At 56.4% G+C, this 24,369-nt stretch carries 19 protein-coding genes; 10 read left to right on the forward strand and 9 right to left on the reverse strand.

Annotated features, from left to right (window positions below; genetic code table 11):
• The first annotated feature begins 1 nt into the window (after position 1).
• The gene (locus GJR98_RS14895; protein WP_394349874.1) at positions 2-2,233 is read left to right on the forward strand and encodes a glycoside hydrolase family 3 N-terminal domain-containing protein; all 2,232 of its coding nucleotides are present in this window, start codon (positions 2-4) and stop codon (positions 2,231-2,233) included.
• Positions 2,234-3,191: 958 nt separating this feature from the next.
• On the opposite strand, the gene GJR98_RS14900 is transcribed toward GJR98_RS14895, so the two are convergent.
• Together GJR98_RS14900 and GJR98_RS14905 are read right to left on the reverse strand one after the other, a co-directional pair.
• On the reverse strand, positions 3,192-4,496 hold the full coding sequence (locus GJR98_RS14900) for a class-III pyridoxal-phosphate-dependent aminotransferase (protein WP_151139524.1): 1,305 nt from the start codon (positions 4,494-4,496) through the stop codon (positions 3,192-3,194).
• 496 nt (positions 4,497-4,992) lie between these two features.
• Positions 4,993-5,754, reverse strand: coding sequence for an IclR family transcriptional regulator (locus GJR98_RS14905; protein WP_151139525.1), 762 nt, complete (start codon positions 5,752-5,754; stop codon positions 4,993-4,995).
• 125 nt (positions 5,755-5,879) lie between these two features.
• On the opposite strand from GJR98_RS14905, the gene GJR98_RS14910 reads away from it, so the two are divergent.
• Positions 5,880-6,986 (forward strand): NAD(P)/FAD-dependent oxidoreductase, encoded by a 1,107-nt coding sequence (locus GJR98_RS14910; RefSeq protein WP_151139526.1) that lies wholly within the window; start codon positions 5,880-5,882, stop codon positions 6,984-6,986.
• Between the two features lie 667 nt (positions 6,987-7,653).
• Positions 7,654-9,288, forward strand: a complete 1,635-nt coding sequence (locus tag GJR98_RS18010) for an ABC transporter substrate-binding protein (protein WP_191965502.1) — start codon at positions 7,654-7,656, stop codon at positions 9,286-9,288.
• Positions 9,289-9,331: 43 nt separating this feature from the next.
• Here the strand turns inward: GJR98_RS18010 and GJR98_RS14925 are convergent, their stop codons facing one another.
• Positions 9,332-10,000: a thioredoxin family protein gene (locus GJR98_RS14925; RefSeq protein WP_151139529.1), complete on the reverse strand. Its 669-nt coding sequence runs from the start codon at positions 9,998-10,000 to the stop codon at positions 9,332-9,334.
• 267 nt (positions 10,001-10,267) lie between these two features.
• On the opposite strand from GJR98_RS14925, the gene GJR98_RS14930 reads away from it, so the two are divergent.
• The 4 genes from GJR98_RS14930 to GJR98_RS14945 are packed head-to-tail and all read left to right on the forward strand — an operon-like array spanning position 10,268 to position 14,211.
• On the forward strand, positions 10,268-11,107 hold the full coding sequence (locus GJR98_RS14930; protein WP_191965503.1) for an ABC transporter permease: 840 nt from the start codon (positions 10,268-10,270) through the stop codon (positions 11,105-11,107).
• The gene (locus GJR98_RS14935) at positions 11,108-12,148 is read left to right on the forward strand and encodes an ABC transporter ATP-binding protein (RefSeq protein ID WP_151139531.1); all 1,041 of its coding nucleotides are present in this window, start codon (positions 11,108-11,110) and stop codon (positions 12,146-12,148) included.
• A complete protein-coding gene (locus GJR98_RS14940) occupies positions 12,141-13,175 on the forward strand; it encodes an ABC transporter ATP-binding protein (protein ID WP_191965504.1) in 1,035 nt (344 codons plus the stop codon). Before GJR98_RS14935 ends, GJR98_RS14940 begins: the two co-directional genes overlap by 8 nt.
• A 43-nt stretch (positions 13,176-13,218) precedes the next feature.
• Complete coding sequence (locus GJR98_RS14945; protein WP_151139533.1) at positions 13,219-14,211, forward strand: ABC transporter permease; 993 nt, start codon at positions 13,219-13,221, stop codon at positions 14,209-14,211.
• 133 nt (positions 14,212-14,344) lie between these two features.
• Here GJR98_RS14945 and GJR98_RS14950 read toward each other — a convergent pair whose 3' ends face one another.
• Both GJR98_RS14950 and GJR98_RS14955 read right to left on the reverse strand, forming a co-directional pair.
• Entirely contained in the window at positions 14,345-15,301 is a 957-nt protein-coding gene (locus tag GJR98_RS14950) for an electron transfer flavoprotein subunit alpha/FixB family protein (protein WP_151139534.1), read from the reverse strand.
• Entirely contained in the window at positions 15,298-16,095 is a 798-nt protein-coding gene (locus GJR98_RS14955; RefSeq protein WP_151139535.1) for an electron transfer flavoprotein subunit beta/FixA family protein, read from the reverse strand. Before GJR98_RS14955 ends, GJR98_RS14950 begins: the two co-directional genes overlap by 4 nt.
• 222 nt (positions 16,096-16,317) lie before the next feature.
• Between GJR98_RS14955 and solA the strand changes: the two genes are divergently transcribed.
• Complete coding sequence (solA, locus tag GJR98_RS14960) at positions 16,318-17,451, forward strand: N-methyl-L-tryptophan oxidase (RefSeq protein ID WP_151139536.1); 1,134 nt, start codon at positions 16,318-16,320, stop codon at positions 17,449-17,451.
• A gap of 843 nt (positions 17,452-18,294) precedes the next feature.
• Positions 18,295-19,380: a TrmB family transcriptional regulator gene (locus GJR98_RS14965; protein ID WP_151139537.1), complete on the forward strand. Its 1,086-nt coding sequence runs from the start codon at positions 18,295-18,297 to the stop codon at positions 19,378-19,380.
• A 33-nt stretch (positions 19,381-19,413) separates the two neighbouring features.
• On the opposite strand, the gene GJR98_RS14970 is transcribed toward GJR98_RS14965, so the two are convergent.
• The 3 genes from GJR98_RS14970 to GJR98_RS14980 form a co-directional block, all read right to left on the reverse strand.
• Positions 19,414-20,568, reverse strand: coding sequence for an NAD(P)/FAD-dependent oxidoreductase (locus GJR98_RS14970; RefSeq protein WP_151139538.1), 1,155 nt, complete (start codon positions 20,566-20,568; stop codon positions 19,414-19,416).
• A 203-nt stretch (positions 20,569-20,771) separates the two neighbouring features.
• Positions 20,772-21,389, reverse strand: a complete 618-nt coding sequence (locus GJR98_RS14975) for a class I SAM-dependent methyltransferase (RefSeq protein WP_151139539.1) — start codon at positions 21,387-21,389, stop codon at positions 20,772-20,774.
• Positions 21,390-21,461: 72 nt separating this feature from the next.
• Positions 21,462-22,184 (reverse strand): hypothetical protein, encoded by a 723-nt coding sequence (locus GJR98_RS14980; protein WP_151139701.1) that lies wholly within the window; start codon positions 22,182-22,184, stop codon positions 21,462-21,464.
• A gap of 252 nt (positions 22,185-22,436) precedes the next feature.
• On the opposite strand from GJR98_RS14980, the gene GJR98_RS14985 reads away from it, so the two are divergent.
• Positions 22,437-23,141 carry a DUF547 domain-containing protein gene (locus GJR98_RS14985; protein WP_151139540.1) on the forward strand — a complete coding sequence of 235 codons (705 nt, stop codon included), beginning with the start codon at positions 22,437-22,439 and terminating at the stop codon, positions 23,139-23,141.
• Positions 23,142-23,210: 69 nt separating this feature from the next.
• On the opposite strand, the gene GJR98_RS14990 is transcribed toward GJR98_RS14985, so the two are convergent.
• Positions 23,211-24,368, reverse strand: coding sequence for a hypothetical protein (locus GJR98_RS14990; RefSeq protein ID WP_151139541.1), 1,158 nt, complete (start codon positions 24,366-24,368; stop codon positions 23,211-23,213).
• Between the last annotated feature and the right edge of the window lies 1 nt (position 24,369).

A 24,369-nucleotide genomic window follows, 5' to 3' on the forward strand; every position in this document is an offset into this window, starting at 1 on the left:
TATGCAGTCAGAAAGCACGCACCCCCCATACAGAGATGACAGTCTCTCGACCGAGCGGCGCGTCGAGGACCTCATCGACCGGATGACGCTCACGGAGAAGGCGGGCCAACTCGTCGGGACGTGGGCGGGACAGCTCGGCGAGTTAAAATCGGTCGAAGACGTCGAAGCTGAAGTCACGGAGTACACCATCGGTGCGGTTGCATCGTTCGGGTGGGCCGGTGCTGTCGACGCTCGTCTCGACGACGTGGTCGAGACGGTCAATCGACTTCAGGAGGTTGCACTCACGGAGACACGACTCGGGATTCCACTACTGTTCAACGTAGATGCCGTACACGGGCACGCATACGTCGCCGAAGGGACCGCGTTTCCGAACGGACTCGGGATGGCGGCAACCTGGGACGAGTCGGGGGCAGAGACGATCGCGGACATCACTGCAACTGAAGTCAGGAAGACTGGGGCGCACCAGAACTATTCACCCACCTGTGACGTCGCTCGGGAACCGCGATGGGGCCGAACCTTCGAGACGTTCGGCGAGAGTCCGTTTCTCTGTGGTCGGTTCGCTGCCGCGATGGTACGGGGGTACCAGGGCGATGGCCTCGATGACCCAGAGTCGGTAGTCGCCACGGCCAAACACTTCCCTGCTTACAGCGAACCAGTCCGTGGGGAGGACACTGCACCAGTCGAGGTTTCCTCGTATCTCCTCCGTAACGTGTTCTTACCGTCGTTCCTCGATGCACTCGACGAAGGAGTCGCGTCCGTCATGCCGTGTTACAACGCAATCGACGGTCGTCCAGCACACGGGTCACGCGAGTATCTCACTGACCTGCTCCGGGGAGACCTCGGATTCGACGGGACAATCGTCTCGGACTGGGGCGGCGTCAACATGCTTCACGAAGACCACCACGTGACGGATGACCACCGAGGATCGGTGCAGATGACCCGTACTGCGGGGCTCGACGTGGCGTCAGTCGACGCAACTGCACACGCAGACAACATCGTATCGCTCGTCGAAGACGGGGAGTTATCCGAACAGGTCCTCGACGCTAGTCTCAGACGTGTACTCAGCCTCAAGTTCCGTCTCGGACTGTTCGAAGACCCCTTCGTCGACCCGAACGAAGCTCGGGACGTCGTCGGAAGCGACGCGCATCGCTCCGAAGCACTGGAGACAGCACGGAAGTCGATGACACTCCTCCAGAACGACGAGACGCTCCCGCTGGACCCCGACGCAGACGTCCTCGTCGCGGGACCAAACGCCGACGATCCCATCCACCAACTCGGTGGATGGAGTGTTCCGGACCCGGAAGGAACCGACGTCGTCACCATCAGAGACGGAATCGAATCCGTCTGTAACGGGACGGTAACCTACGAACAGGGTGCCACGATGAACGAACGACTCGACATCGACGCTGCCGTGGCGGCCGCAGAAGATGCCGACGTCGCAATCGTCGCAGTCGGAGAGAACTGGTATCTCCACGAGTTCGGCCCCACCGAAGAGAGCGGTACAGCGATGGACGAGTTCCCGAACCGAACCACACTCACGCTTCCCGATGCACAACGTGACCTCGTGAAAGCACTCCACGAGACGGGAACACCCGTCGTCGGGGTACTCGTCACCGGTCGGCCACTGGCCGTCGACTGGATGGCGAGCAACCTCCCTTCGCTGTTGATGGCTTACTACCCCGGAACGATGGGCGGGCAGGCAGTGGCTGAAACACTCTTCGGCGTGTGTGACCCCGGTGGGCGATTGCCCATCTCGATTCCGCGCTCGACTGGCCACCTGCCGACTCGGTTCAACCACTTCCCTCACCCCACGCCGATTGGTTCGGAGGAACATCTCTCGTCGTACGACCCGCTGTTCGAGTTCGGGCACGGGCTGAGTTACACCGACTTCGAGTTCGGTTCCGTGTCGGTCACCGAAGAGACCCTTCCTCCACACGGGACGACGACCGTCGAGGTCCCGGTCGAGAACGTCGGCGACCGGTCCGGTTCGACCGTTGTGCACGTGTACGTCACCGACCATGCTAGTTCGCGAGTCACTCCTGTTCGGGAACTCTGTGGGTTCGAACGAGTCTCACTCGACGCAGGGAAAGCGGAGACAGTGACTATCCCAATCGACGCACCGTCACTCGGGCGTGTCGACTCCTCAGGAACACTTCGAGCGGTTCCTGGCGAGTACACGCTACACGTCGAGGACCAGTCGGTAACGGTCACCATCGAATCGGACTTCAACTGAGCACCGTCAGCGCGGTCGGAATCCGCGCCGAGTGACATTCTCTTCATTTCCACAGCGTCGTAGACGTTTCTTCGTCACTTTCTGGGAGAACCGTATTCGAATCCCGGTCTAGGGGGGTGCAGTTTCAGTGAGGATAGAAGCATCTGATATTCGAATATTCGGCGTAGACACCGGTTTCAGGCCTTTCATCCGTCGGGAAGTGGTTATTTTACCGTGGTGGATTGTGGTGGGCAGAACACCCAACACACGTGTAATATTTCAATTATATCATATATCCTATTGATTGGTTCTAAGTGTAATCATTAATTGGCCCCCTCGGTCAGTGACACATCTGGATTCAGCTTATCTGAGGGCCAAAACCAGCGTTTAGGATTCAGCCACTATTTTTGGTAAGTTATCTTATATGAAGTCAGAATTTGTATAGTATGTCTAACAATATAATTACTGACGTAACGGAGAAGTGGTCAACGTTCCCTGGAAAACGGGTGATTCGACAGACAGCAGGTCAGATACGAGCGTCTATGTCGAGTCCGCTGAGATTCGTATTCCGATTGCGAATCACGGAAGGCGTTCTGAAATACGAGGAGACAGAGTGGGAGAGAGGCACTTCGCCGAGAACGTATCGGGGAGTTGAGGGCGAGTCGTGAGTGAAACGAGTCCAATTTCCGTCTATTACAAGCGTAGGCCTGTCACGACCACACATCGTTTCGAGTATAGGTGGGTCGATCAACTCGCAGAGTGCGAATCAATGTGAACGGGTTACCAACTGAGCACACCCCCATTACGTCATAGGTGGCACAGCACGGACAGTACTTACTCGACCTTATCAAAATCAGATTGTTTGCGATGGCCAAACGGTTACTAATACCGACAGGGGTTTTTTGGGATCGGAAACTACGCTCACAGTGGTGCCCGCCCCTCTGCTCCGTCATCTCCCTTCGACAGTTCTGCGAGTAGATTACGCCGCAGTAATCGAGTCGTCGAGGAGTTCGACAGCGATGTCGAGTTCACGGTCACGGACATCTAACGGAGGAAGAAGCCGAAGTGCCTTCTTCCCGCAGCCGAGGGTCAACAGTCCTCGTTTGAGAGCTTCGTCGACGACAACGTCTCGCCGTTCTTTGGTATCGAATTCGATGGCGACCATCAACCCGAGACCTCGTGCGTCGACCACGGCATCTTCGTGACGTTCCTGAAGGTCGCGAAGTTGCCCGAGTAAGCGTTCGCCCTTCTGTTCAGCGTGACTGAGAAGGTCGTGCTCTTCGATGGCAGCGAGTGTCAGCGTGCCCTGAATCGACGAGAGAATGTCTCCGGCACCCCACGTAGAGGAAAGCCGACTCTTTTCTTCGGGGAAGATGTCCATGCTGGAGATAGTTGCACCGACGCGGAGGGCCTTGGCACTCGTGATGACGTCCGGGTCCAAGTCGTAGTGGTCGACTGCCCACATCTCACCTGTTCGACCGACACCGGACTGTATTTCGTCGGCGATAACAGGGATGTCGTGTTCGGTAGCCAACTCGTCGAGTTCGCGCATGAACTGCGGGTCAGGGACTTGATAGCCACCTTCACCTTGGACTGGTTCGAGAATGATGAACCCGACTTGTTCTGCCGGAATGTGACCGTGTTTTGAGTCGAGTTTTTTCCGGAGGCGTTCGACCCCCTCGACTGAGTAGGGGACGTCGTGGATACCGCTCAGTTCGGGGAATTTTCGCCTGTGAACCGATTTCGAACGGTTCAGGGACAGTGCACCGAGCGTTCGTCCGTGGAAGGCACCTTCGAACGTGATGCCATATTTGGGTAGCTCACAGTTATCGTAACAGATCTTGATCGCATTCTCGACGGCTTCCGCTCCGGAGTTCGAGAGGAAGACAGTGTCCATGTCGTAGTGCGATGTGATTTCGGTGAGTTTGTCCATCAAGTGTGCTGGACCGGGAACATCTGTTTCGTCCGGTGTCCCCCCAGTGCTAACGTAGAAATCCTGTCCCGCAATCTTCAGCGGGTCGACGATGTCGAACTCGTGGAGTTTATCCACGATTTTCGGATTGTTGTACCCAAGTGGTGCCGCAGCAACGTGGCTCGTGAAATCTAACAGGACGTTACCATCAGCATCGGTGCAGAACGGCCCCTCTGCATCTTTCGTAATATCCCAAACGAAGTCGTAGACGTACGTGCTCGGTGCAGACGACTGACGATGGAAATCTACCCACTGACTCGCCTTGGGGCCGGGTAACTGCTCAACACGTGGTTCTGCTGTCTCACGCTGCATACAGTCAGTGCAAATACTCAATAGATAAATCATGCGGAATGCCCGTTCTGACTGATAATTCGCGTGTGAACGTCAGGAACAGACACTGTCCACACAAACTGAACTAGAGGAGAGTCTACTAAGAATAACAGAACACTCGTGTGAGACATGACACTGTAGGACAAGTTTCGTTTGTCATTGCCAAACAGACCTCCTATTGAGACCGATATTCGAGGAGGAATGCCAGACTCAGTTAGAGTCCACAAGTATAGAAAGAGATTCACGGAGATTTCACCGTGTCTAATCAGAAATTTTGCTCCTGACCCGACGAAAACAGCATTCGGCAGTTTGGGTTTCGATTCTCTCTTTTACATAATTATGCTTGTAATGGGAACGAAGAATCACATACCCAATGACCATTACACAAGTACAGGCGTAATGCAAGTCAGATACCGCCAATATCGTGTTTGGCATTGGCAAACGACAAATGCCACTCCCTCAACGAACCGAACTACCGTTACCCTTGGTCAATTTCGATCTGGTTCGCTGCCCCCCTGACGCTCGCAGCCAATTCCTCGATTCGAGTGTCGTCTAATCGAGAGGCGTGCCCACTAATGGCTATTGCACCCATGAGTTCACCAGAGACGTACTTCACGGGACACGCGACGGACCGAGCACCGAGCACTTGTTCTTGGTTGTTCACGGCGAAACCCCGTTCGCGAACGAGTTCGAGTTCTTCATCCAGCAGCTCACGGTCAGTTATCGTCTCCGACGTCATCGGTTCTAACTCTCGATCGAGCACAGCATCTCGGCACTCATCCGGCATGTGGGCTAACATCGCTTTTCCCACCGCCGTCGCGTGGAGTAGCGTTTTCCGACCAATCGGGGTCACAGACTCGATCGCTTCTGGGCCACCACGGGTCGCATGAACGAAATGAACCATCTGGTCCTCCTCGACAGCGAGGTGCACCACTTCACCCGTTTTTTCAGCGAGCGAATTCGCAATCGATGCCCCATAGTGGTAGAAATCGAAGTTCTCTCGAACTCGATTTCCCGTCGAGAGGAACCCAAGACTCGCGTGATACTCGTCACCCTGTTGGCTTACGTAACCGAGCTGAGACAGTGTCGAAAGATGCGTGTGCACCGTCGTCTTCGAACAGTCGAGTGCGTCGGATAATTCGGTCACTCCAGCACCCTGTCGGTCGATTAGTTCGTCCACGATTGCAAACGTCGTGATGACCGACTTGATAGAGCGTTGTTCCGGTCCGTTGGTACCCATACACCCACCTCTTCGACCTCTTTGATAACTGTTTGGGATTACCAAACAGAAAATTCCTCAAAAATGTGAGCGGGCAGCAAAATTCGTGAAAAACTATTTAGTAGGTGAGGCTCAGGGGAGTGGTAATGGAACCCATAGTGATTATAGGCGGAGGCATCATCGGCGCCAGCCTCGCATACCACCTCCGTGACCACCCTCGTCCCGTTATCCTGTACGAACGAGACGCCCTCGGGTCTGGAACGTCCGCTGACTCTGTCGCACTCTTCGTTTGGCACCAATCCACACCAGACCGGTCGAGCCACAAACTACGCACGCGTTCGTGGGAACAGTACGAACCGCTCATCCAGAGCGGGACTATCAGTTTCGAGCAGATCGGAACACTCGACGTCACCAGAGATGACGACGAAGCCGAAGCACTTCGTGACCTCACTGGAAGCCTCCAAGAATTTGGTGCTGAGGCGTCCTTCCTCGGTCCGGATGCATTGGCCGAACACGGCCTCAACCCTGACGCTGTTGCAGGTGCGATGTGGACCCCAGAGGATGGATATCTCGACCCATCAGAGATCATCCAGCATTACATTCGGGAGGCAACTGACTCGGGTGCCACCGTCGAGACGCAGACCGCCGTCACAGACATCATCACCGAAGAGGGTCGTGTCACGGGCGTCGAAACCGAAATAGGCACCCAGTCGGCAGCGGTCGTAGTGAATGCGGCAGGTCCGTGGGCTCCAACCGTGAACGAGATGGTTGACGTGCCCCAGCCGTTCAGGCATAATCGCGGCCCCGTGGTCGTCCTGCAAAAGGACGAGTCCTTTGGCCTCCCATTCATCCAGTTCGATGACGGGCTCTACTTCCGCAGTGAAGGACGGAACCAGGCGTTCGCTGGGAATTTCGGTGCGAGCTACGAGGACGCAGAGCTTCTGAATCCATCGGGTGCACGCTCGGTCGACCACGACTTCTACCTCGAAATCGACGACCGTATTCAGGAAGCCATTCCACGGCTTGAGGGTGTCGAACTCGCAAACGAGTGGGTCGGCGTACGGACACTCACACCAGATGGCGTTCCCATTGTCGGTGAAACCAACGTCGACGACTTCTTCATCGCCGCCGGGATGAACGGACTCGGTGTCACACTGGCGCCGGCAGTAAGCGAGTATCTGGCCACCATCATCAAAGGCGGAGACGTTGATGACGATGTAGAAGCGTATCTATCCCCATCTCGGTTCGCCTAACTTCTCCGAATAGCTCCAGTTTCCCAATCGAGAGATTGGGCGGTGTTAGCGGACGTGTTGTGACCTTGCAACATGACAACAAGCAAGTGTGAATGGCGGCACTTTCGGTCCGGTCCTGTACGCCTCGGTCGCTGCCGTCGTCGGTAAGGGGCTGTTTGGTGACCACTGTTCGCCGCTCTCCGACACCAGCATCCTGTCGTCGTTCGGTGTGTTCATAGCGCCACAACAGAATCGCGATATCCTCTCACGTTTTCGAGCGTGTAACCACGGAAGTTGGCCTGCTGGTCAAGAACGGTACAATCGTACCAACCCTCGCGTGGGTTGGTGAAGAACAGGTAGATGAACGTCAAACCACAACCCCACATGTTATCCATCATTAACGTCCCCTAAGATTTATATAGTCTTGTGGAGGAGTGGCAATTCGATGTTGGATGATAGCAAAGGCCTTGACATCGAAGGTTCAGAGCCTGATGCCAAAGGCGATACATCGACGAGTCGAAGGAGTGTCAATCGAAGAACCGTTCTCGCTAGTATTGGTGGCGCAGTCACTGCAGGGCTAGCCGGGTGTGGCGGGAGCCAGAATGACTCTGGTTCCGGAGGGTCGGGAGGCGGCAGCGACCAGAGCGGTGGGTCGAGTGGCGGTGGCAGTCAAAACTTAGGAGAACGCGTGCCACCCCTCGTCATCGAGTATTGGACGAACTGGTCGCAGGCAAAAGCCGAGGAGGACTTCCTTCCCGTCGTTGCCCAGAACTTCGAAGAACTCGGTCTCACGACGGAGATTAAACCGGTCAATGGTGGAACACAGCTCTCACAGACGTTCGCCGACCAGCGGACGAACCACATCACGAAAGGGTACCACGAGTCTGCACCCGACCGTGCCGATCCCTTCGAGTTCACTCGTATCTTCGCTGCAGACTACGCGGGCGGCAACGGGCGGCCGAATTATCCAAACTGGGCAAACTGTGCGTACACCGAACCGGCACTCGCGCAGGCGAACGCGGCAAGCCTCGAAGAGCGTCAGAAACTCATCAATGAAGCCCACAAAGTGATGGGCGAAGAGGCCCCAGTGATTCCGCTCATCCGGTTCTCCTACTACTACGCTGCCCGGTCCGACTTCATCGATATCGCAGGGGTCGGCCAATCCGGGATGGGACCGATGAACCCGCACTTCTACATCCAGTCCGAAGCGAAGACCGGCGACAGCATCGTGGCCGGGTACTCCGGGTTCAGCATCGCGGAGTCTCTCAACTTCCTCACGATGTCGTCCCACGCAGACATGTACCCATACGGGCACATGCTCCACTCGCCGTTGCTCGAATACGACGAGAATCGCGAACTGCAGAACATGCTCGCCTCAGACTACACGGAGGAGAACGAGGCCAAACGCTTCACGTTCACGCTCCGTGACGCGACGTTCCACAACGGCGACCCGATTACGCCAGAGGACGTCAAGTTCACGTTCGAGCAACTGAACAACAACATCGGTGCGTACCCGAAGATGGACCAGATGCCACTCGACTCCATCGAGACGCCCGACGAGAAGACCGTCGTGTTCAACTTCACGGACTCGTACCCGCTGTTCATCACGAAGGTCATCCCGCTATGGGGAATCCTGCACAAACAGACGTGGGTCGACGCCGGTGCACCGGAAGACCCCGCGGGTGCGACGATTACGGACCTTATCGGGTCCGGACCGTTCGCAGTCGACGACTACGAGATTGGTCAGTTCATGAAGATGGTCCCACACGACGGACACCCGGTTCACGAACCGAACTCCCCTGTCATCATCCAAAGCTTCGATGACAGCAACAGTGCGCGGCAGGCGTTCGAGGCTGGTGAGGTCGGCGTCATCTCGAACATCGTGCCGACGATTCTCGAACAGATAAAGGGTAAACTCGGCGACGACATGGAGATTGGTCGCCTCAAGGGCTTCCTCCCGCACGTGCTGTACCCGCAGTCGAGTTTCGCGCCCGGACAGTTCAAGGAGTTCAGGAAAGCGCTCGGTGCAGCCATCGACCGCCAGAAAATCTCCCAAATCGGGTATCTCGGCAAAGAGGAACCCGTGCTGCGTGGCTCACCCCTGCTCGGGAACCACCCTGGGTCGCCGCCAGAAGGCGTCGTCCCCAAATTCACGGACGACCCGACCGGTGACATCGAAGGTGCGAAGGCACTACTCGAGGAGAACGGTTGGGGATGGGACGACAACGGAAATCTTCACTACCCAGCAGACGCCGACACGTCACCATTATGGCCGAAAGGTGAGGAACCAGACACCGGCGAATTCCCCTGCCTGAGTGGATAACAAAGACGCGAGATTCAACACCAAGACCGCCTGGCATTCCTTTTTACGACGAGAGCGTCTTTTCGAGTTCTTCAGTGATAACCTCTGGATAGTGCGCACCGTGCAGTCGAGAGTCGACCGTCCCATCCGTGACAAAGAGCGTCGTCGGTGCGCCGACCACCTCGAACTGGTCGTTGAGCGATTCTTTCCACTCAGGACCGTAGACAGAGAACAGTGCAACCCCCTCGCGATTCTCACCGATCGTCCCAAGGTCGTCCCGCATGAGGTCACAGGGTGGGCAGTCTTCCCGCCAGACGTACACCACCGCCTTGTCGAAGGCATCGAGGGCGACGGGAAGCAAGTTGGCGTCGATTGGGAAGAAATTCGCCGGAGTTCCATCGCCCGATGGTAACCCCCGCATCAACTGGGTCAAGAAGACCGACAACTGAAGACGCGACGCTTCGTCGGAGGACGGGAGGTAGTCACTCAGCGCACGGAAAACGGCCAGCAACGAGGCCTCCTGCGTTCCGTGTGTTTCGAGGATGTTCCGTACGACCGGAGACGAGACGTGCTCGTCGATACCCGTTCCGAGTTCACCGGCCGTACTCAGGTCTCTGTCAACCAACCATCCATCGACTGTCTCCAGAAACTCAGTGCCTAGTTCGATGTCACCGGTCGAAGCTTCCCGAATTACACCCTCGTCTAACAGACTTACTACGGTGTTTCCGTCCATGTCGAGGCTATCACTGGTCCACAGTATCAAATTTTTCCTCACGAACTGAACTGTTCCGTCTTGGTAGCGTCGGAGACGTCGCATACAGCACGTGATAGCTCGGTACTGCGCATACTGGGCGACACATTGTTGTTAAACAATCAGGGAAAACACCTTTATAATGGGACTTCGTGCTAACCATGAACAATGAGTTTAGAGGTGGGAGAAATCAGGTCGCTCAAAGACCGGTTTCTCATTCGAGACGTACTCTCAGGGCTGAGGAGGCTGATGGACGATCGGCCAGCAAAACTGGCTATGGGGTATCTATCGTTCATGTTGGTTATCGCCATCGTCGGCCCCTATATCGCACCGTACCCGTACGACGAGATTCTCTTCAACGATGCTGGCCAGATTCTCCGTGCCCAGCCACCGTCACTTATGCATCCGCTCGGGACGACTTCCACGGGGCAAGACGTCCTCTCTCGGATAATCTACGGCGTTCGCCCAACGATGATAACCGGGCTCCTCGGTGGGTTGATAATCGTTTCACTCGGGGGGTTAGTCGGCATCACTGCAGGCTACCTCGGCGGACAAACCGACAACGCACTCATGCGAATCACCGATTTCATCTACGGCATCCCACTGATTCCATTCGCCATCGTTCTCGTTGGAGTGTTCGGAATCGACTTCTTCGTCACGATATTCATCATCGGAGCGGTTCTGTGGCGGGGAAGTGCCCGTGTCCTTCGCTCGAAGGTCTTGCAGATAAAGCAACGACCGTACATTCTCATGACGAAGGCGAGTGGTGCCAGCACACCGTACATCATCTTCAAGCACATCGTTCCGAACGTCGGGTCGATGGTTATCCTCTTCTTCGCGATGGGGATTGGATACGCGATTATCGCACAGGCTGGCTTGGCCTTCGTCGGTGTTTCGGACCCGTTCATCCCCTCCTGGGGAATCATGATTCGGAACGCGTACCGGTCGGGGTTAGTCGCTGACGCGTGGTGGTGGTCACTTCCGCCAGGAGTGTTGATTTCTACGACCGTGTTGTCGGCAATCATGCTGGGGCGACGATTCGAAGTGCTGTCTGGACAGACTGACGACGCCATGCTGGAGATGGGATAAATGACAGAACCATTACTCGAATTCCGAGACGTAACGATCCAATACCAGACGAACCGGGGACCAATCACTGCAGTTTCCGGTGCCTCGTTCAGTATCGAACAAGGGGAGTTCTCCGGGCTCGTCGGTGAGTCCGGAAGTGGAAAAAGCACGCTCGTGAAGTCAGTCATCGGCGGGCTCGACTCGAATGGCAGTGTCACATCGGGCAAAATCCTGTACAAGGGTGAAGAGATTCAAGATTACACCGAAGCCGAACTGAACAAACACATCCGCTGGAAGGAAATCTCGTACATCCCACAGAGCTCGATGAACAGTCTGGACCCACTCCAGCGTGTGAGCGAACAGGCGCTCGATATCGCCAGCGTCCACTCTGACCTCTCGAAGGCGGAGGCACTCGAGCGCTTCAGAGAACTGTTCGAAATCGTCGGCCTGTCACCCGATAGAATCGACGACTACCCACACCAGTTCTCTGGTGGGATGCAACAACGAGCGATCACTGCACTGGCGCTGTTCTTAGATCCTGCGCTCATCATCGCAGACGAACCAACAACCGCGCTGGACGTAATCATGCAGGATCAAATCTTCAAGTATCTCGACCGGGTGAAAGCCAGCACCGACACGAGCATGTTACTCATCACCCACGACATCAGCGTCGTGTTCGAGTCGTGTGAGCAGATAGCCGTCTTGCACGGTGGCCAAGTCTGTGAGAGTGGGTCGGTCGAAGACGTCTATCGGAATCCGACGCATCCGTACACGGTTCTCCTCCAGCGTGCGTTCCCCGACATCCGATATCCGGACAGACAACTCGAGATTATCGAAGGACATCCGCCAGAACAACTGGGAGAAGTCACTGAGTGCTCGTTCGTCGACCGATGTCCATGGGCTGTCGATGAATGCCATGAACACCCACCATCGCTCGATGGCGTGGCTGATTCCACTCAAAGCCATCAGTCAGCGTGTTATCGGAACGACGAGATGAGGGAGTTAAAAGGCGAGTTAGTGGAACTCGCGGGACTCACAGATGGAGGCGAACGAAATGACTGAGACACCGGTGTTAGAGATACGGAATCTGAAGAAATACTTCAATCGGAAAGAGGGGTTCATCAGTTCACTCCTCGGGACCACGAAGAAACCAATACGGGCGGTCGACGATGTCTCGATCGAGCTGAGAGAAAACGAGGTCCAAGGAATCATCGGTGAGAGTGGCTGTGGAAAGAGTACGCTCCTGAAGACGGTTATCGGCCTCAACGACCCCACTGGCGGAGATATCGTCTACAAGGGGAAGCGCCTCGCAGACTTCTCACAGGACGATTGGAAGGAGTTCAGGAAGAACGTCCAGATAATCTTCCAAAACCCGTTCGAATCGCTCGATCCGAAGTTCACGGTGCGCGAGTCGCTCGCCGAGCCGTTGAACATACACGGCATCGACTACTCCGAAGAACGAATTCACGAAGCCCTCGAGCGTGTCCAACTAAACCCTCCACAGAAGTATCTCGACCGGCTTCCGAAGCAACTGAGTGGTGGTGAGAAACAGCGGGTCTCGATTGCGAGGGCGATAATCGTCGAACCAGACGTCATCCTCGCCGACGAACCAGTCTCGATGCTCGACGTGTCGACACAGGCGGCGATTCTCAGACTGTTGTCTGACCTCACCGAAGACCTGGGACTCTCGATGATGTACATCTCACACGACCTTTCGACGGTCTCTGACATTTGCGATCAGATTCACGTGATGTACTTGGGGCGTGTCGTAGAGAGTGCACCGACGAATCAGATACTGGACAACCCGATGCACCCGTACTCACAGGCGCTCATCCAGGCGATCCCGATTCCAGACCCCTTCCACGACCGGCCTCGAACGCGATTGGAAGGGAGTCCACCGAGCCCAGAGGAACTCGAAGAAGGGTGCCGGTTCAAAGACCGGTGTCCAGACCGAATGCCGAGATGTGATACCGCACCGAAAACAGTCGAAGCAGAACCTGAACAGTTCACCGCATGCCACCTACATTACGAAGAATCAAACGTTCAGCCGAACGCAGACGCACCAGTCCAACAGGGGAACCAACTATGAACACTGACTCGAACCACTACGAAATCCCACAGGAGGGAGCACGATGAGCATGAAGCGCTACTTCGTCGTGAGAACCATCCAAACGGGTGTGCTTCTGCTGCTCATACTGACGTTCCTCTTCTTGCTCTTCCGGCTTATCCCCGGAAGTATCTCCGACCAACTGGTCTTCCAGGGGGCGAGTCCAGAAGCGGTCGCCGCATTCGAAGAGCAGTGGGGGCTGAACGACCCACTCCACATTCAGTACTGGCACTACCTCGTGAACATGGCCCAGCTCGACCCGGGCACGTCGCTTCACTACCGGAAACCGGTTTTGGAGTACGTCAAATACAAGATGTTCAACACGTTCATCCTCGTGGCTCCCGGCGTAACTGCCGGGTACCTACTCGGGACCTCGCTCGGGACCATGATGGGCATCAAACGTGATTCCATCTTGGAGAAATACGGCATCTTCCCAATTGTCGGGGTTGGGACGACTCCGTCGTTCTTCCTCGCGATTATTGGGGTCATCATCTTTGCAGGGTGGTTGAACCTCGTGCCCACGTCGGGAATGATAGCACCACAGGTTGCGGTCGAACTCGGAGAAGACGCCCCGTGGTGGAAGATATACACGACGGGCAACTTCCTCTGGCACTACATCCTGCCGTTCGGTGTCATCGCGATTAAATACATGTACGAACCGCTCCTCATCATGCGGACGAGCGTCGTGGAGGTCGCCGGACAGGACTTCCTCAAGTACCACAAGCTCACCGGCCTCCCGAGGAACCGGTGGGTTCGCCACCTGGGTAAGCACGCGATTATCCCCATCATCACGTTCTACCCAATCTCGCTTGGGCGGGCAATCAGTGGACTCGTCCTCATCGAAATCGTGTTCAACTGGCCGGGAATCGGAAATGCGCTCGTCGAGGCAGTGTTGCAACAGGATTACCCTGTCATCCAGTTCGTGTTCTTCCTCACGGCAGCGTTCGTCATCATCGGGAACTACGTCGTTGACATCGTCTATGGCATGATAGACCCCAGAATCAGTATCGCAGACTGAAGCTACCACCCGGTTCTCTTTCTTGGGTTGCGGTCGGAAGAAGAAAATCACACAGCACGCACGGTTAGGAGTTACACTGGTCGGCGTTCGGTAGTCGTCTAAAAAGACAGGGCGGGGAGAATCCGCCGTTGGCCTACTCGAACTGTGCGATGAGTTCCGGAACGACGTCGAACAGGTCGTCGACGACCCCATAATCCGCGATGTCGAAGATTGGTGCATTGGGGTCGGTGTTGATGGCGACAATCGTTTCAGCGCCCTTCATCCCGGCGACGTGCTGGACTGCACCGGAGATACCAATAGCGAGGTAGACGTCCGGCGTGACGACTTTTCCGGACTGGCCGACCTGACGACCCTTTTCGAGCCAGCCATCGTCGACGACCGGTCGCGATGCCGAGACGGTGGCGTCGAGTGCCTCTGCGAGGTCGAATATCAAGTCGAGGTTCTCCTCTTCTTCGATACCGCGCCCGACACTCACGAGGACGTCCGCTTCAGTGATATCGACATCTCCGCCAGCGACTGCTTCGAACCCGAGGACAGCGGTGACGATAGCGTCTGTTTCGATTACTGCGTCGAAGGGCTCCACCGGCGCGTCGCCGTCGGAATCCGTAGGAGAGTACTCACCTGGGCGGACCGTGACCACTGCTGCATCGTCGTCGACACCGACCACTGTCTCGACTTTGCCGCCGAAACGCTCACGGACGGCTTCGAGACCATCGTCACCCCACTCGACTTCGACGACGTCGCTGACGTACGGAAGGCCGAGTCGGGTCGCAACCGCAGGCGCGTAGTCGAGTCCGTTTACCGAGTTCGGGAGGAGGAGAACCGTCGGGTCAACTGCCTCGTGCAACTGCGTCACTGCCTGTGTGTAGACGTCGTGGTTGAACTCTTCGCCATAGTCGACGGTGTGAATCTGGTGGACACCGTCCAGAGAGAGTTCCTCGGCGAACGAGTCGATATCGCCACCGATGACCGCGACATCGAGGTGTCCGCCACTCTCGGAAGCTAGTTCTCGACCGGCGGTGACGAGTTCGAAGCTCACCTCACGAAGCGAACCTTGTCGGTGTTCCGCGACGACGAGTACGTCACTCATTCTGCGGTCACCCCCTCATCACGAAGCATCTCTGCAAGTTTGGCTGCCGTCTCGTCCGGTTCTCCTTCGAAGAGCGTCGCCGTGTCAGTCGCCTCAGGAACGCGCGTCGACTTTACGGAGAGCCGTCGCTTCAATACCGCAGGGTCGACATCGAGGTCAGCAAGGTCGAGCGCCAGAATCTCTTTCGTTTGTGCCTGCCGAATTCCACGAAGGCTTGCGTACCGAGGTTCGTTGATTCCGGTCTGAATGGTCAGTACACCGGGTAACGTCACGTCGGTCACTTCCTCGATGCCACCTTCCAACTCTCGACGGACGTGTGCAGTGCAAGCGTCTTCGTCGATTTCGAGAGCGTTGGCGACGGCCGCCCAAGCGACGTCCAGCTTGGCGGCAAGTGCAACCCCAGTCGCACCGAGGCCATCGTCGCTCGCCTGAACGCCAGTGAGCACGAGGTCTGGTGACTCTCGTTCCGCGACTGCTTCGAGAAGCGTCGCTTTGGTCTCGACATCGTGGAGCGCACCTTCGTCGAGTTCGTCGTCCCAGACCCGAATTGCGCGGTCGACGCCTTTCGCGAGCACCATCCGTATCGTCTCTTCTGACTGCTCTGGGCCGATAGTGACGCTGACGACTTCGACATCGTCGTCGCACTGTTCGGCGAACGAGACACCCGCTTCTACGGCGTACTCGTCCCACTCGTTGAGGTCGTACTCGAGGAACGCTTCGTCGACACCGTCGGCTCCGACTTCGAAGTCGTCGTCGACGGTTGCCACTTGCTTCGCTGTGACAAGGACTTTCACAGCAGTATCTCTGCAGAATCTCGTGAAAAAGATTTAGAAATGGCTCAGACCTGCCGTCAACTCGCTATCATGGTCGTATGAGAGAAACAGCCACGGAGAGACTGCGACTCGTAACCAGCAGTTCAGCCACGACAACAACTGCTCCGCTCACACGCAATGCTCGCCTCGAGTAGCGTTTGTCATATGCCAACACTTATTGTGGCCTCAAGCGACGTGAAATCGATGTCTGCGACCTCATATGACACAATTGTCGTCGGAGTCGGTGGGATGGGTAGTGCGGCGGTCTACCAGTTGGCCAAACGTGGTGTTGACGTCCTCGGGGTCGAGCGCTACGACATCCCCCACAGTCGGGGGTCCTCGCATGGGGATACACGAATATTCCGACTAACCCAACCCGAACATCCGGAGTATGTCCCACTCGCACAACGAGCGCACGAACTCTGGCGGACGCTGGAAACGGAGTCAGGGACAGACCTACTGACGAAGACCGGGTCAGTCCACGCTGGACCGCAGGGAGGACGCATGGTCGAAGATGCTGTTCGGTCGTGCGAGGTCCACGATATCGACTACGAACTGTTGACCGGGGAAGCACTCAACGAGCGATTCCCGGGCTACAACCTCCCCGAAGAACATCATGCAGTGTATCAGCCAGACGGTGGCTTTCTGGCTTGTGAACGAGCGATTACCACCCACGTGAAACAGGCATTGAAGCACGGGGCGACAGTTCGTGCACGTGAAGCAGTCGAGAACATCGACATCGACGAATCCAGTGTCACCGTGAACACGACTCGTGGCACGTACACTGCAGACAATCTCGTCCTCGCTGCGGGTGCGTGGGCTGGGTCACACCTCGACTTCCTCGCAGACTTGTTGACGCCACAACGTCGCGTCTTGGGGTGGTTTCATCCTACGGAGCCAGCGCACTACCGTCCAGAGAACTTCCCGGTGTTCAGCATCGACGTACCAGAAGGGAGTTGCTACGGATTCCCCGTGTTCGAGAGACCGGGGTTCAAAATCGGCGTGACACCGAAGTCTCCCGAAGCAATAGACCCCGACGAGTGGAACGAAGAACCGACACTCGACGACGAGCAACGACTGCGGCGGTTCCCGGAGAGATACTTCCCGGGTGCGGTGGGCGAGACGATGAGGCTCGCGTCCTGTATCGTCACCTACTCGCACGACGGACATTTTTACCTCGACACTCACCCCGAGTACCCACACGTATCGGTCGCTGCTGGCTTCACCGGTCACGGATACAAGTTTTGTAGCGTCGTTGGTGAGGTGTTAGCTGATTTCGCGACAAAGGGAGACACCGAGAACCCGATCAGTGTCCACCAATTCGACGGCCGACTGTAGGAGAGGAGTACAGGCCTTACGTTCACAGTCGGTACAAACCAAACAGTCTCGCCATGTGTCCGTTCCGGGGCTCATTGCTCGGCGAAAAATTACGAGTTTACACAGGATAGAATACGTGACACGACCTGAGTAAAATATTTATGAGTAGTTCTGGTAGAAATCGTTGTCTCTGGAGACAGAGAACAGAGAGAGGCTAGAGTACGCCCGAGGCAGACACGTCATACTTGTGGTGGCACACTAATGGGTTGTCTGTTGGCGGGTTGGATACTCATCGAGGGACAGTTAGCTCCCACATCGGCCCCTTTTCACGAGTGCACACCAACTCTCGAGGAGAATAGCATCAATCCACTACTAGCTCTGCGGCTGTCTCCAGTTTAGATGAACAGACACGTCGACCCAAGCGAAGAGTGTATCCGGACGACAATTCATATCACAAAATCCGACATTAGCTTCAAGTATTTGTAAAATTATAATTTCACCAGATAGTTGGTGGGTCAGTGTAGCGAATGGGAGCGAAGCCATTACCAGTAGTTTTTCAGTGATAAACTGCATAGTTCCTTGCGTCAGTAATGAAGTCCAGTACAATACAGAGATGTTTCGAGATATTTCCTGAGAAGTAGAATCTATGTCACACAGAGAGTGTTGGCAATACTCGTACAAAACACTAGATAGAGATAGTAAGTATCAGAAAATTAGATATGACAGTATATTTTCTCTGGAGCAAACAGAGCCGACCTACGTATCTGGGCCAGACAGCAACCCCTCCACAGCGTTCGTGTATCGGACACCAGACCAGCAACAGTTGACGAAGCGTTCATGTATCGGTAAGATGAGTGTGCTGACATGGACCGCGAGACGCTCGCACAGGCATTAGAGTACGCAGACCTCACGTCGTACCAAGCCGACGCCTACCTCACGCTCTTGACGATGGGCGCTTCACCCGCCATCGAGGTGGGTCGCGAAAGTTCTGTTCCCGTCTCGCAAATCTACGACGTCCTCCGAAGTTTGGAGTCGAAGGGGTACGTCGAAACGATCGAACGGGAGAAACTCTACGTCCGACCGTGTGACCCTGACACCGCGATGGCAGACCTGGAAACACGGGGCGAACTCCTTCACGACGCCGCCGAAGAAGTTCGCGAACGGTATCAGACGCCGAAACGGATGGATGCACGAGTTGGCGTCACGAAACGTGTCGAGACAGCGGTCGAAAGCGCACAGAACCTCATCGACGAAGCCGAGACGGTCGTCGAAGTTGCTGGGACGTTCGAACAACTGGAATCACTCTCGTCTGCGCTTCGTGCGGCCCGAGAGCGTGGTGTTGTCGTCCGTGCATCCGTGTACCTCGACGACGGTCAAGAGCCTGACGAGGAGTTCGACCCAAACGGAGTCATCTCTGAACTGCGGGCGTGTACTATCCCGGGGCCGTTCCTCGTCGTCATCGACCGACATCGGACGTGTTTCGCACCGAACACGCGTTCAGACGAGGACTACGGTGTTCTCGTCTACGACCGTATCCTTCCGTTCGTGTTTCACTGGTACTACCTGACGTGCCTGTGGAACCACTACCCAACGGTCTATGTGGACGAGCGCGACCGATTCACCTACGTCACCATCGAGGAACTCATTCGAGATTGTTTACCTCTCTGGGACGAGGGGTACAATCTCGGTGTCGTCGTCGAAGGAATCGACCTCTCGACCGACACCGAAGTCACCGTCGAAGGGACTGTCACCGACGTTTCGTTCCACGAAGACTACCGTCGATGGTCGCGTGTAACACTATCAGACCTCGCGTCGTACAAGAGCATCGCACTCGACACAGACGACGGCATCGTCGTCGTCGGGGGATGGGGCGCAGTGTTCGAAGACATCGAGATGCGGACGGTCTCACTGGTCGATATCGACCTCGGAGAGACGCTGCAGACCATGTGACAAAAATCGAGTGAGTGAGTCCCCAAACGCCCCTCAGAGTCCGGGCAAACCTGTTTTTGAAAATCGGTCGGTGCTGAACGGTGCAAGACGCCTCGGCCGTTCACCTTCGATCGCCCACGTTGCGAGCAGTTGGTTGACAGCGAGGGAAATCGCAAACCCGTGGCCAGTCCATCCAGTACCGATTATCATGTTAGTCGCACCAGGGAGCGTATCGATAATCGGGATGTGATCGACAGTGGCGGTTTCTCGCCTGCTTGCATCCGCAGTTTCGAGTTGTACGTCCTCCAGCACAGGAAACACCGCACGTGCCTCAGCTGCATTCCCCTGAACACGCTCGTCGATGGTGATTGCTTGATTGGTGTCGTCGTCCCACTCTCCTCGCCACCCACCAGAGATCATCACTCGGTTATCAGAGAGTACTTTGAGTGCCAACCGCCGATGGTCGTGCCCGATGAGATGATTCACAGGAGCCTCATCCATCGGTTCGGTCGCGCTCACTTGCGGGAACGTCTCCCAGACGGGAAGGGTGATACCCAGTTCGGATTCGACGAGTTTGGGAACGTGTGCATTCGAAAGAAGGAGTACCGCTTTCTCGACCTCGAAGCGTTCTTCGTCAGTCACGAGTGCAGTCACTCGGTCGCCATCGCGTTCCACTCCACGGACAGGAGTGTGTTCTCGGATGGTTGCACCGAGTTCTGCGGCGGCAGCGGCCAGCCCCCGAGTGGTTGCGGTCTGGTCAGCAACGCCATCGTTCGGGCAGTACAGTGCGCCAACGACATCGTCACTAAGTTCGGGTTCAAGTTCTCTAACAGCGTCTCCTGTCAGGACCTCTGTCTCGACTCCAAACTCGTTTTGAACGTTTGCCCGTGCCTGTGCACTGGCAAAGCCGCCTTGGAGACCGCCAGTCTCGCGTTCGAACAGGCGCAGATGTCCCGTCCGTTCGTATCCCGTTTCCGCACCAATTCTGTCCGAAAGCGTTGGCCACAGGTCGTACGCCAAGTTCATCAACGGAAGTTCCCGAAGGTCGCGGCCGTTGGCCCTCACGCCGCGTTTTCCGAGACCACCAGAGGCGCCACTCGCGATTTCTTCAGCCTCCAAAAGCAAGACATCTTCACCACGTGATGCGAGTTCCCACGCAGTCCCTGCACCGTACACCCCACCACCGACAACTATGTAATCATATGCCATGGTTGAAAGTAACATCCTTGGACTATCGTTTAAACATTCCCCCACCCCACAACGAGTATGTCCAACTTATCGTCGATGTTCTACATTCAGTTTCCGTACGACACGTTCGGTCGGTTCCAATCTGGATAGTACTCGCAGATAGTCCAGGGGTGGGCCAAAGAGGAGAAACGGCACTCGCCAATAGACGCTACGACTCCGAGAAATCAGAGAACCCGAAACACGCGAACCGTATCGCGCTTGCCCGGTTCTTTGAGCAGTTGGGCGAGGCCGAGTTGCGAGAACACCTGCTTCCAGTTACGATGAAACAGCGGGAAGTCGTCGTTGACGTAGCTCACTTCTGCACCCTCTCGACCGCGGTGTGGGCTGTTTCCTTCGTTCTCCGCGGTGATGAGCAGGTCAGAAGAGACGCGAGCTAACTCCTCGAAGACCCACGTGTCGTCAGGGTGGACGTGCTGGAGCGTTTCGACCGAGTAGACGACGTCGAACTGGTTATCGTCGAATTCGGGGACGAGTTCTTCGATGGCACCCGTGTGGAACGTCCCCGTCTCGGCGAGTTCAGGGAAGTACTCTGCCATCACGTCGAACGACTCGTCGTTGAGGTCGATGCCAGTGAGGTTCTCGTAGCCGTGGTCGAGAAGGTGGGCGAGGTGGCGGCCAGAACTGCACCCAACTTCGAGGATGTTGGCGTCGTCGCTCACGTAGAGGTCGAAGACCGTCGCGAGTGTCTCGCTCACCTCGTTTGGTCCAATCTCGGCGTAGTACGCAGGAGAGAAGTCTCCCGAGCGTTCGGCCCACCCACGGTGGTTCTCATCCGGGTCCATACACGGCGGAACGTGGTCGAAGAGTAAAGGCCCCCCGGAGTCGGTGTCGAAACACGTGACGGAGCGACAGCGTTAGGTGTCGGCCCGCTCGCCGAGTCTCACACCGACGAGTGACCCGATTGCTGACCGCAACCCATCCCAGTCGAATCTGTTGTCGTCGAGTCGGTCGTACTCCTCACAGGCACACATCTCGAACACTCGCGCCTGAACCTCGTCCGTCGTTACGGGCTTCCCTCGCCCCTCGACAGCATCGATTGCCCGTTCGAGTCGGGTGTCGGTTACGACCGTGTTCGCGACCGATTTTGGGTCTCCACGGATGGGTTCACGAGCACTGTGCTCGGCGACAGTCGCGTTCTCTACCACTGCGCTGCCTCCGCGTCGGTTCTCGACGATGACGCCTGCTGCTGGCCCATCGTACCAGAGAGAGTCGGGAATCGCGTAACGGTCTGGATGAAAGTCTCTGACGTTCACCTCCTTCTGGAAGGTGTTCAGCGGCGGTAGACCGAGTCGCTCGAACACCTGTTCAGCTCTGTCGATTGGAAGGAATCGTTCGGTTGTCTCGTTCCAGATGCTCCGCCCCAGAAACGCGGGGGTTCGGCCCCAGTCGTAGTCGACTCCGACGTTACACGGCGCCACACCAAAGAAAACGAACGCTGCAGGGTCGTCGACGGCGTCGTGGAAGGCATCACGGTCGAACTGTTCTCGAACGCGACGGACCGCATGTTGGTACGGTGGCGGTACGTCGTCGAAGACGCGTTCTCGGTCACCGAACACGAGGAGCCCCGACGACGTCATCTGAAACCGCATTCGAAGCCCACACACGTACTCACGAAGCCAGAGGTGGCCACTCGAGAGTACCTCGTCGGGGGCGTCGGCGAGTTGCGGAGTTAGTGGATACGGCCTCATGAGCTAGCTACGACCACATTTCTCTGCAGGGACAAATACTGTTTCCCGTGTCCCTCTGTTCACGACGATGTCTGACTCGGCGCTTACCCAGCCACGGTGACGTAAAGACGTTCGCGCATCTACTAGTGGAGAAGTCCCCTGATGAGTTCGCTCTCGACACCCACCGACCTCTCGTCCGAGTTCCTCAACGCTGTCAAACGTGGTGAGGACAGTGAACAGTATCGAGCGGAACTGGCAACCGTCGATAGCGCACAGTTACCACCGGCAGAGCAACCGAACACGGCAACTGCCTTCTGGGTCAACGTGTACAACGCGTTCGTCCAGCGAGACCTGAAATCAGACCCATCGTTGTACGAGAGTAAACGTCGGTTCTTCGGGCAAAGGCGGCACGCCATCGCGGGCACCGACCTGAGTCTCGACGATATCGAACACGGTATCCTCCGGTCGTCGAAGTGGAAGTACGGACTTGGGTACGTGCCCCGACCGTTCGCCAGCGAGTTCGAACGCGAGCATCGACTCCCAACTGTCGACCCCCGAATCCACTTCGCACTGAACTGTGGTGCTGAAAGTTGCCCCCCAATCGCCGCGTACTCCGCGAACGCGCTCGATAGTGAACTGGAAACGAGTACTGCGTCGTTCCTCCAACAGTCGTCGCGATACGACCGCGAAACAGACTCCGTCTGGGTGACGCGACTCTTCGTCTACTATCGTGGTGATTTCGGCGGCAGAAGCGGAATCTACGATATCCTCGAACGGTACGACGTCATCGACGAAGGCGAGCGCCCCCGTGTTCGGTACGACACGTACGATTGGACGCTCCACAGGGGTATGTATCGAAACCACTGACGCTCGTTCGTGGCCGGTCTTCGGGGAAGTCTCGCTTCGTCCATCAAAACAACCAACTCACATTCAGACTCACACCAATAGAACGACAACCTCTGCGACGGGGACAAATGCGGAGACGGCGATGGGAATCAGATCAGAAACGAAAGACGGCCATGTACGGATACGGTCTGTCGTCCGGTTAACGTCTTCGAGGAGACTTATCTCACCAACGACGCTCGAGTCGAGAGTCGTTCCTGCGGTCCATCCGACGAGCAGTTCGTCGCGGCGCTGGTCGATTTCATCGATCAAGTGACGCTTTCCGGTGACGATGTGGAGGTGAATTACCCAGATTGGTACGGCGAAGATGAGCAGTCCCACGACGATGAGGACGGAGACCAAGAAAAGATGGAGTGCTAGACCGGGCGACGTGGGAGCGCCGCGGGTCGTGAAAGGCTCCAAGAGTGAAATCCCAGAGTCGAGCCAATAGTAGACTACGAGCACGGTCACACCGACGAACCAACTGACTGCGACGGAGACACCGAGGCTAGCGACGGGTTCGAACTGGCTCGCGGCAGTGTGGAGGTTCGAAATTTTGAACGTACGAAGCGCGGTTAACAGCCGAAGGTGGAGGAGAAACAGGAAGATGGCAACGAATCCGAGGAAGACCAACCATACGTTGAGGTAGATGAGGACGAGGTCCCAGCCAAATCGTGGGTCGAGTCCGTTTCCAACCACGATAAACACGGGTTCGAACACGACGAACGTGATGAGGACCAGTTTACCATCGACCACACGGTTGCCCCGAATTCGATACATTCGGTCGAGATATGTGTCGACGAGGGTTCGGTACCGCTCACGTTCGTCGACAGCAAAGCACGCTTCCACAGAATCCCAGATGTACGTGTAGGCGACAGACCACTGGCCGATGATGAGCAGTTCGATAAAGATACCAACTGTGCCCATCACCGCTGAGAGGCCAAGGAAATTCACCTCGAAGAACGACCACCCGTCGAACGGGCGGTTCAAAAACAGATACGAGGACCACTGACCGACGATAACCGAGAGCACGAGTCCGACTGCGAAATAGGCGACACTCAAGAGCGCTGCGCGTCGGACGACCGAACCGAGGTCACTTGATGGAAACAGCCGTGACACCCACGTTCTCCGATACGGGTGCGTGGAGTCGCGACCGCTGTCGTCTGCCGGCCTTCGGCCAGACAGCCGGTCGTCTCGTCTCCGGTTCATCATG

The organism is Haloferax marinisediminis, from assembly GCF_009674585.1.
Taxonomy (GTDB): domain Archaea; phylum Halobacteriota; class Halobacteria; order Halobacteriales; family Haloferacaceae; genus Haloferax; species Haloferax marinisediminis.

Coding starts and splice junctions, on each gene's coding strand:
- GJR98_RS14980 (WP_151139701.1), bottom strand. CDS start 22,184: ATGACGTCGTCGGGGCTCCTCGTGTTCGGTGACCGAGAACGCGTCTTC.
- GJR98_RS14945 (WP_151139533.1), top strand. CDS start 13,219: ATGAGCATGAAGCGCTACTTCGTCGTGAGAACCATCCAAACGGGTGTG.
- GJR98_RS14895 (WP_394349874.1), top strand. CDS start 2: ATGCAGTCAGAAAGCACGCACCCCCCATACAGAGATGACAGTCTCTCG.
- GJR98_RS14950 (WP_151139534.1), bottom strand. CDS start 15,301: ATGAGTGACGTACTCGTCGTCGCGGAACACCGACAAGGTTCGCTTCGT.
- GJR98_RS14905 (WP_151139525.1), bottom strand. CDS start 5,754: ATGGGTACCAACGGACCGGAACAACGCTCTATCAAGTCGGTCATCACG.
- GJR98_RS14990 (WP_151139541.1), bottom strand. CDS start 24,368: ATGATGAACCGGAGACGAGACGACCGGCTGTCTGGCCGAAGGCCGGCA.
- GJR98_RS14910 (WP_151139526.1), top strand. CDS start 5,880: ATGGAACCCATAGTGATTATAGGCGGAGGCATCATCGGCGCCAGCCTC.
- GJR98_RS14975 (WP_151139539.1), bottom strand. CDS start 21,389: ATGGACCCGGATGAGAACCACCGTGGGTGGGCCGAACGCTCGGGAGAC.
- GJR98_RS14925 (WP_151139529.1), bottom strand. CDS start 10,000: ATGGACGGAAACACCGTAGTAAGTCTGTTAGACGAGGGTGTAATTCGG.
- GJR98_RS14935 (WP_151139531.1), top strand. CDS start 11,108: ATGACAGAACCATTACTCGAATTCCGAGACGTAACGATCCAATACCAG.
- solA (WP_151139536.1), top strand. CDS start 16,318: ATGTCTGCGACCTCATATGACACAATTGTCGTCGGAGTCGGTGGGATG.
- GJR98_RS14900 (WP_151139524.1), bottom strand. CDS start 4,496: ATGCAGCGTGAGACAGCAGAACCACGTGTTGAGCAGTTACCCGGCCCC.
- GJR98_RS14930 (WP_191965503.1), top strand. CDS start 10,268: ATGGACGATCGGCCAGCAAAACTGGCTATGGGGTATCTATCGTTCATG.
- GJR98_RS14940 (WP_191965504.1), top strand. CDS start 12,141: ATGACTGAGACACCGGTGTTAGAGATACGGAATCTGAAGAAATACTTC.
- GJR98_RS14985 (WP_151139540.1), top strand. CDS start 22,437: ATGAGTTCGCTCTCGACACCCACCGACCTCTCGTCCGAGTTCCTCAAC.
- GJR98_RS14965 (WP_151139537.1), top strand. CDS start 18,295: ATGGACCGCGAGACGCTCGCACAGGCATTAGAGTACGCAGACCTCACG.
- GJR98_RS14970 (WP_151139538.1), bottom strand. CDS start 20,568: ATGGCATATGATTACATAGTTGTCGGTGGTGGGGTGTACGGTGCAGGG.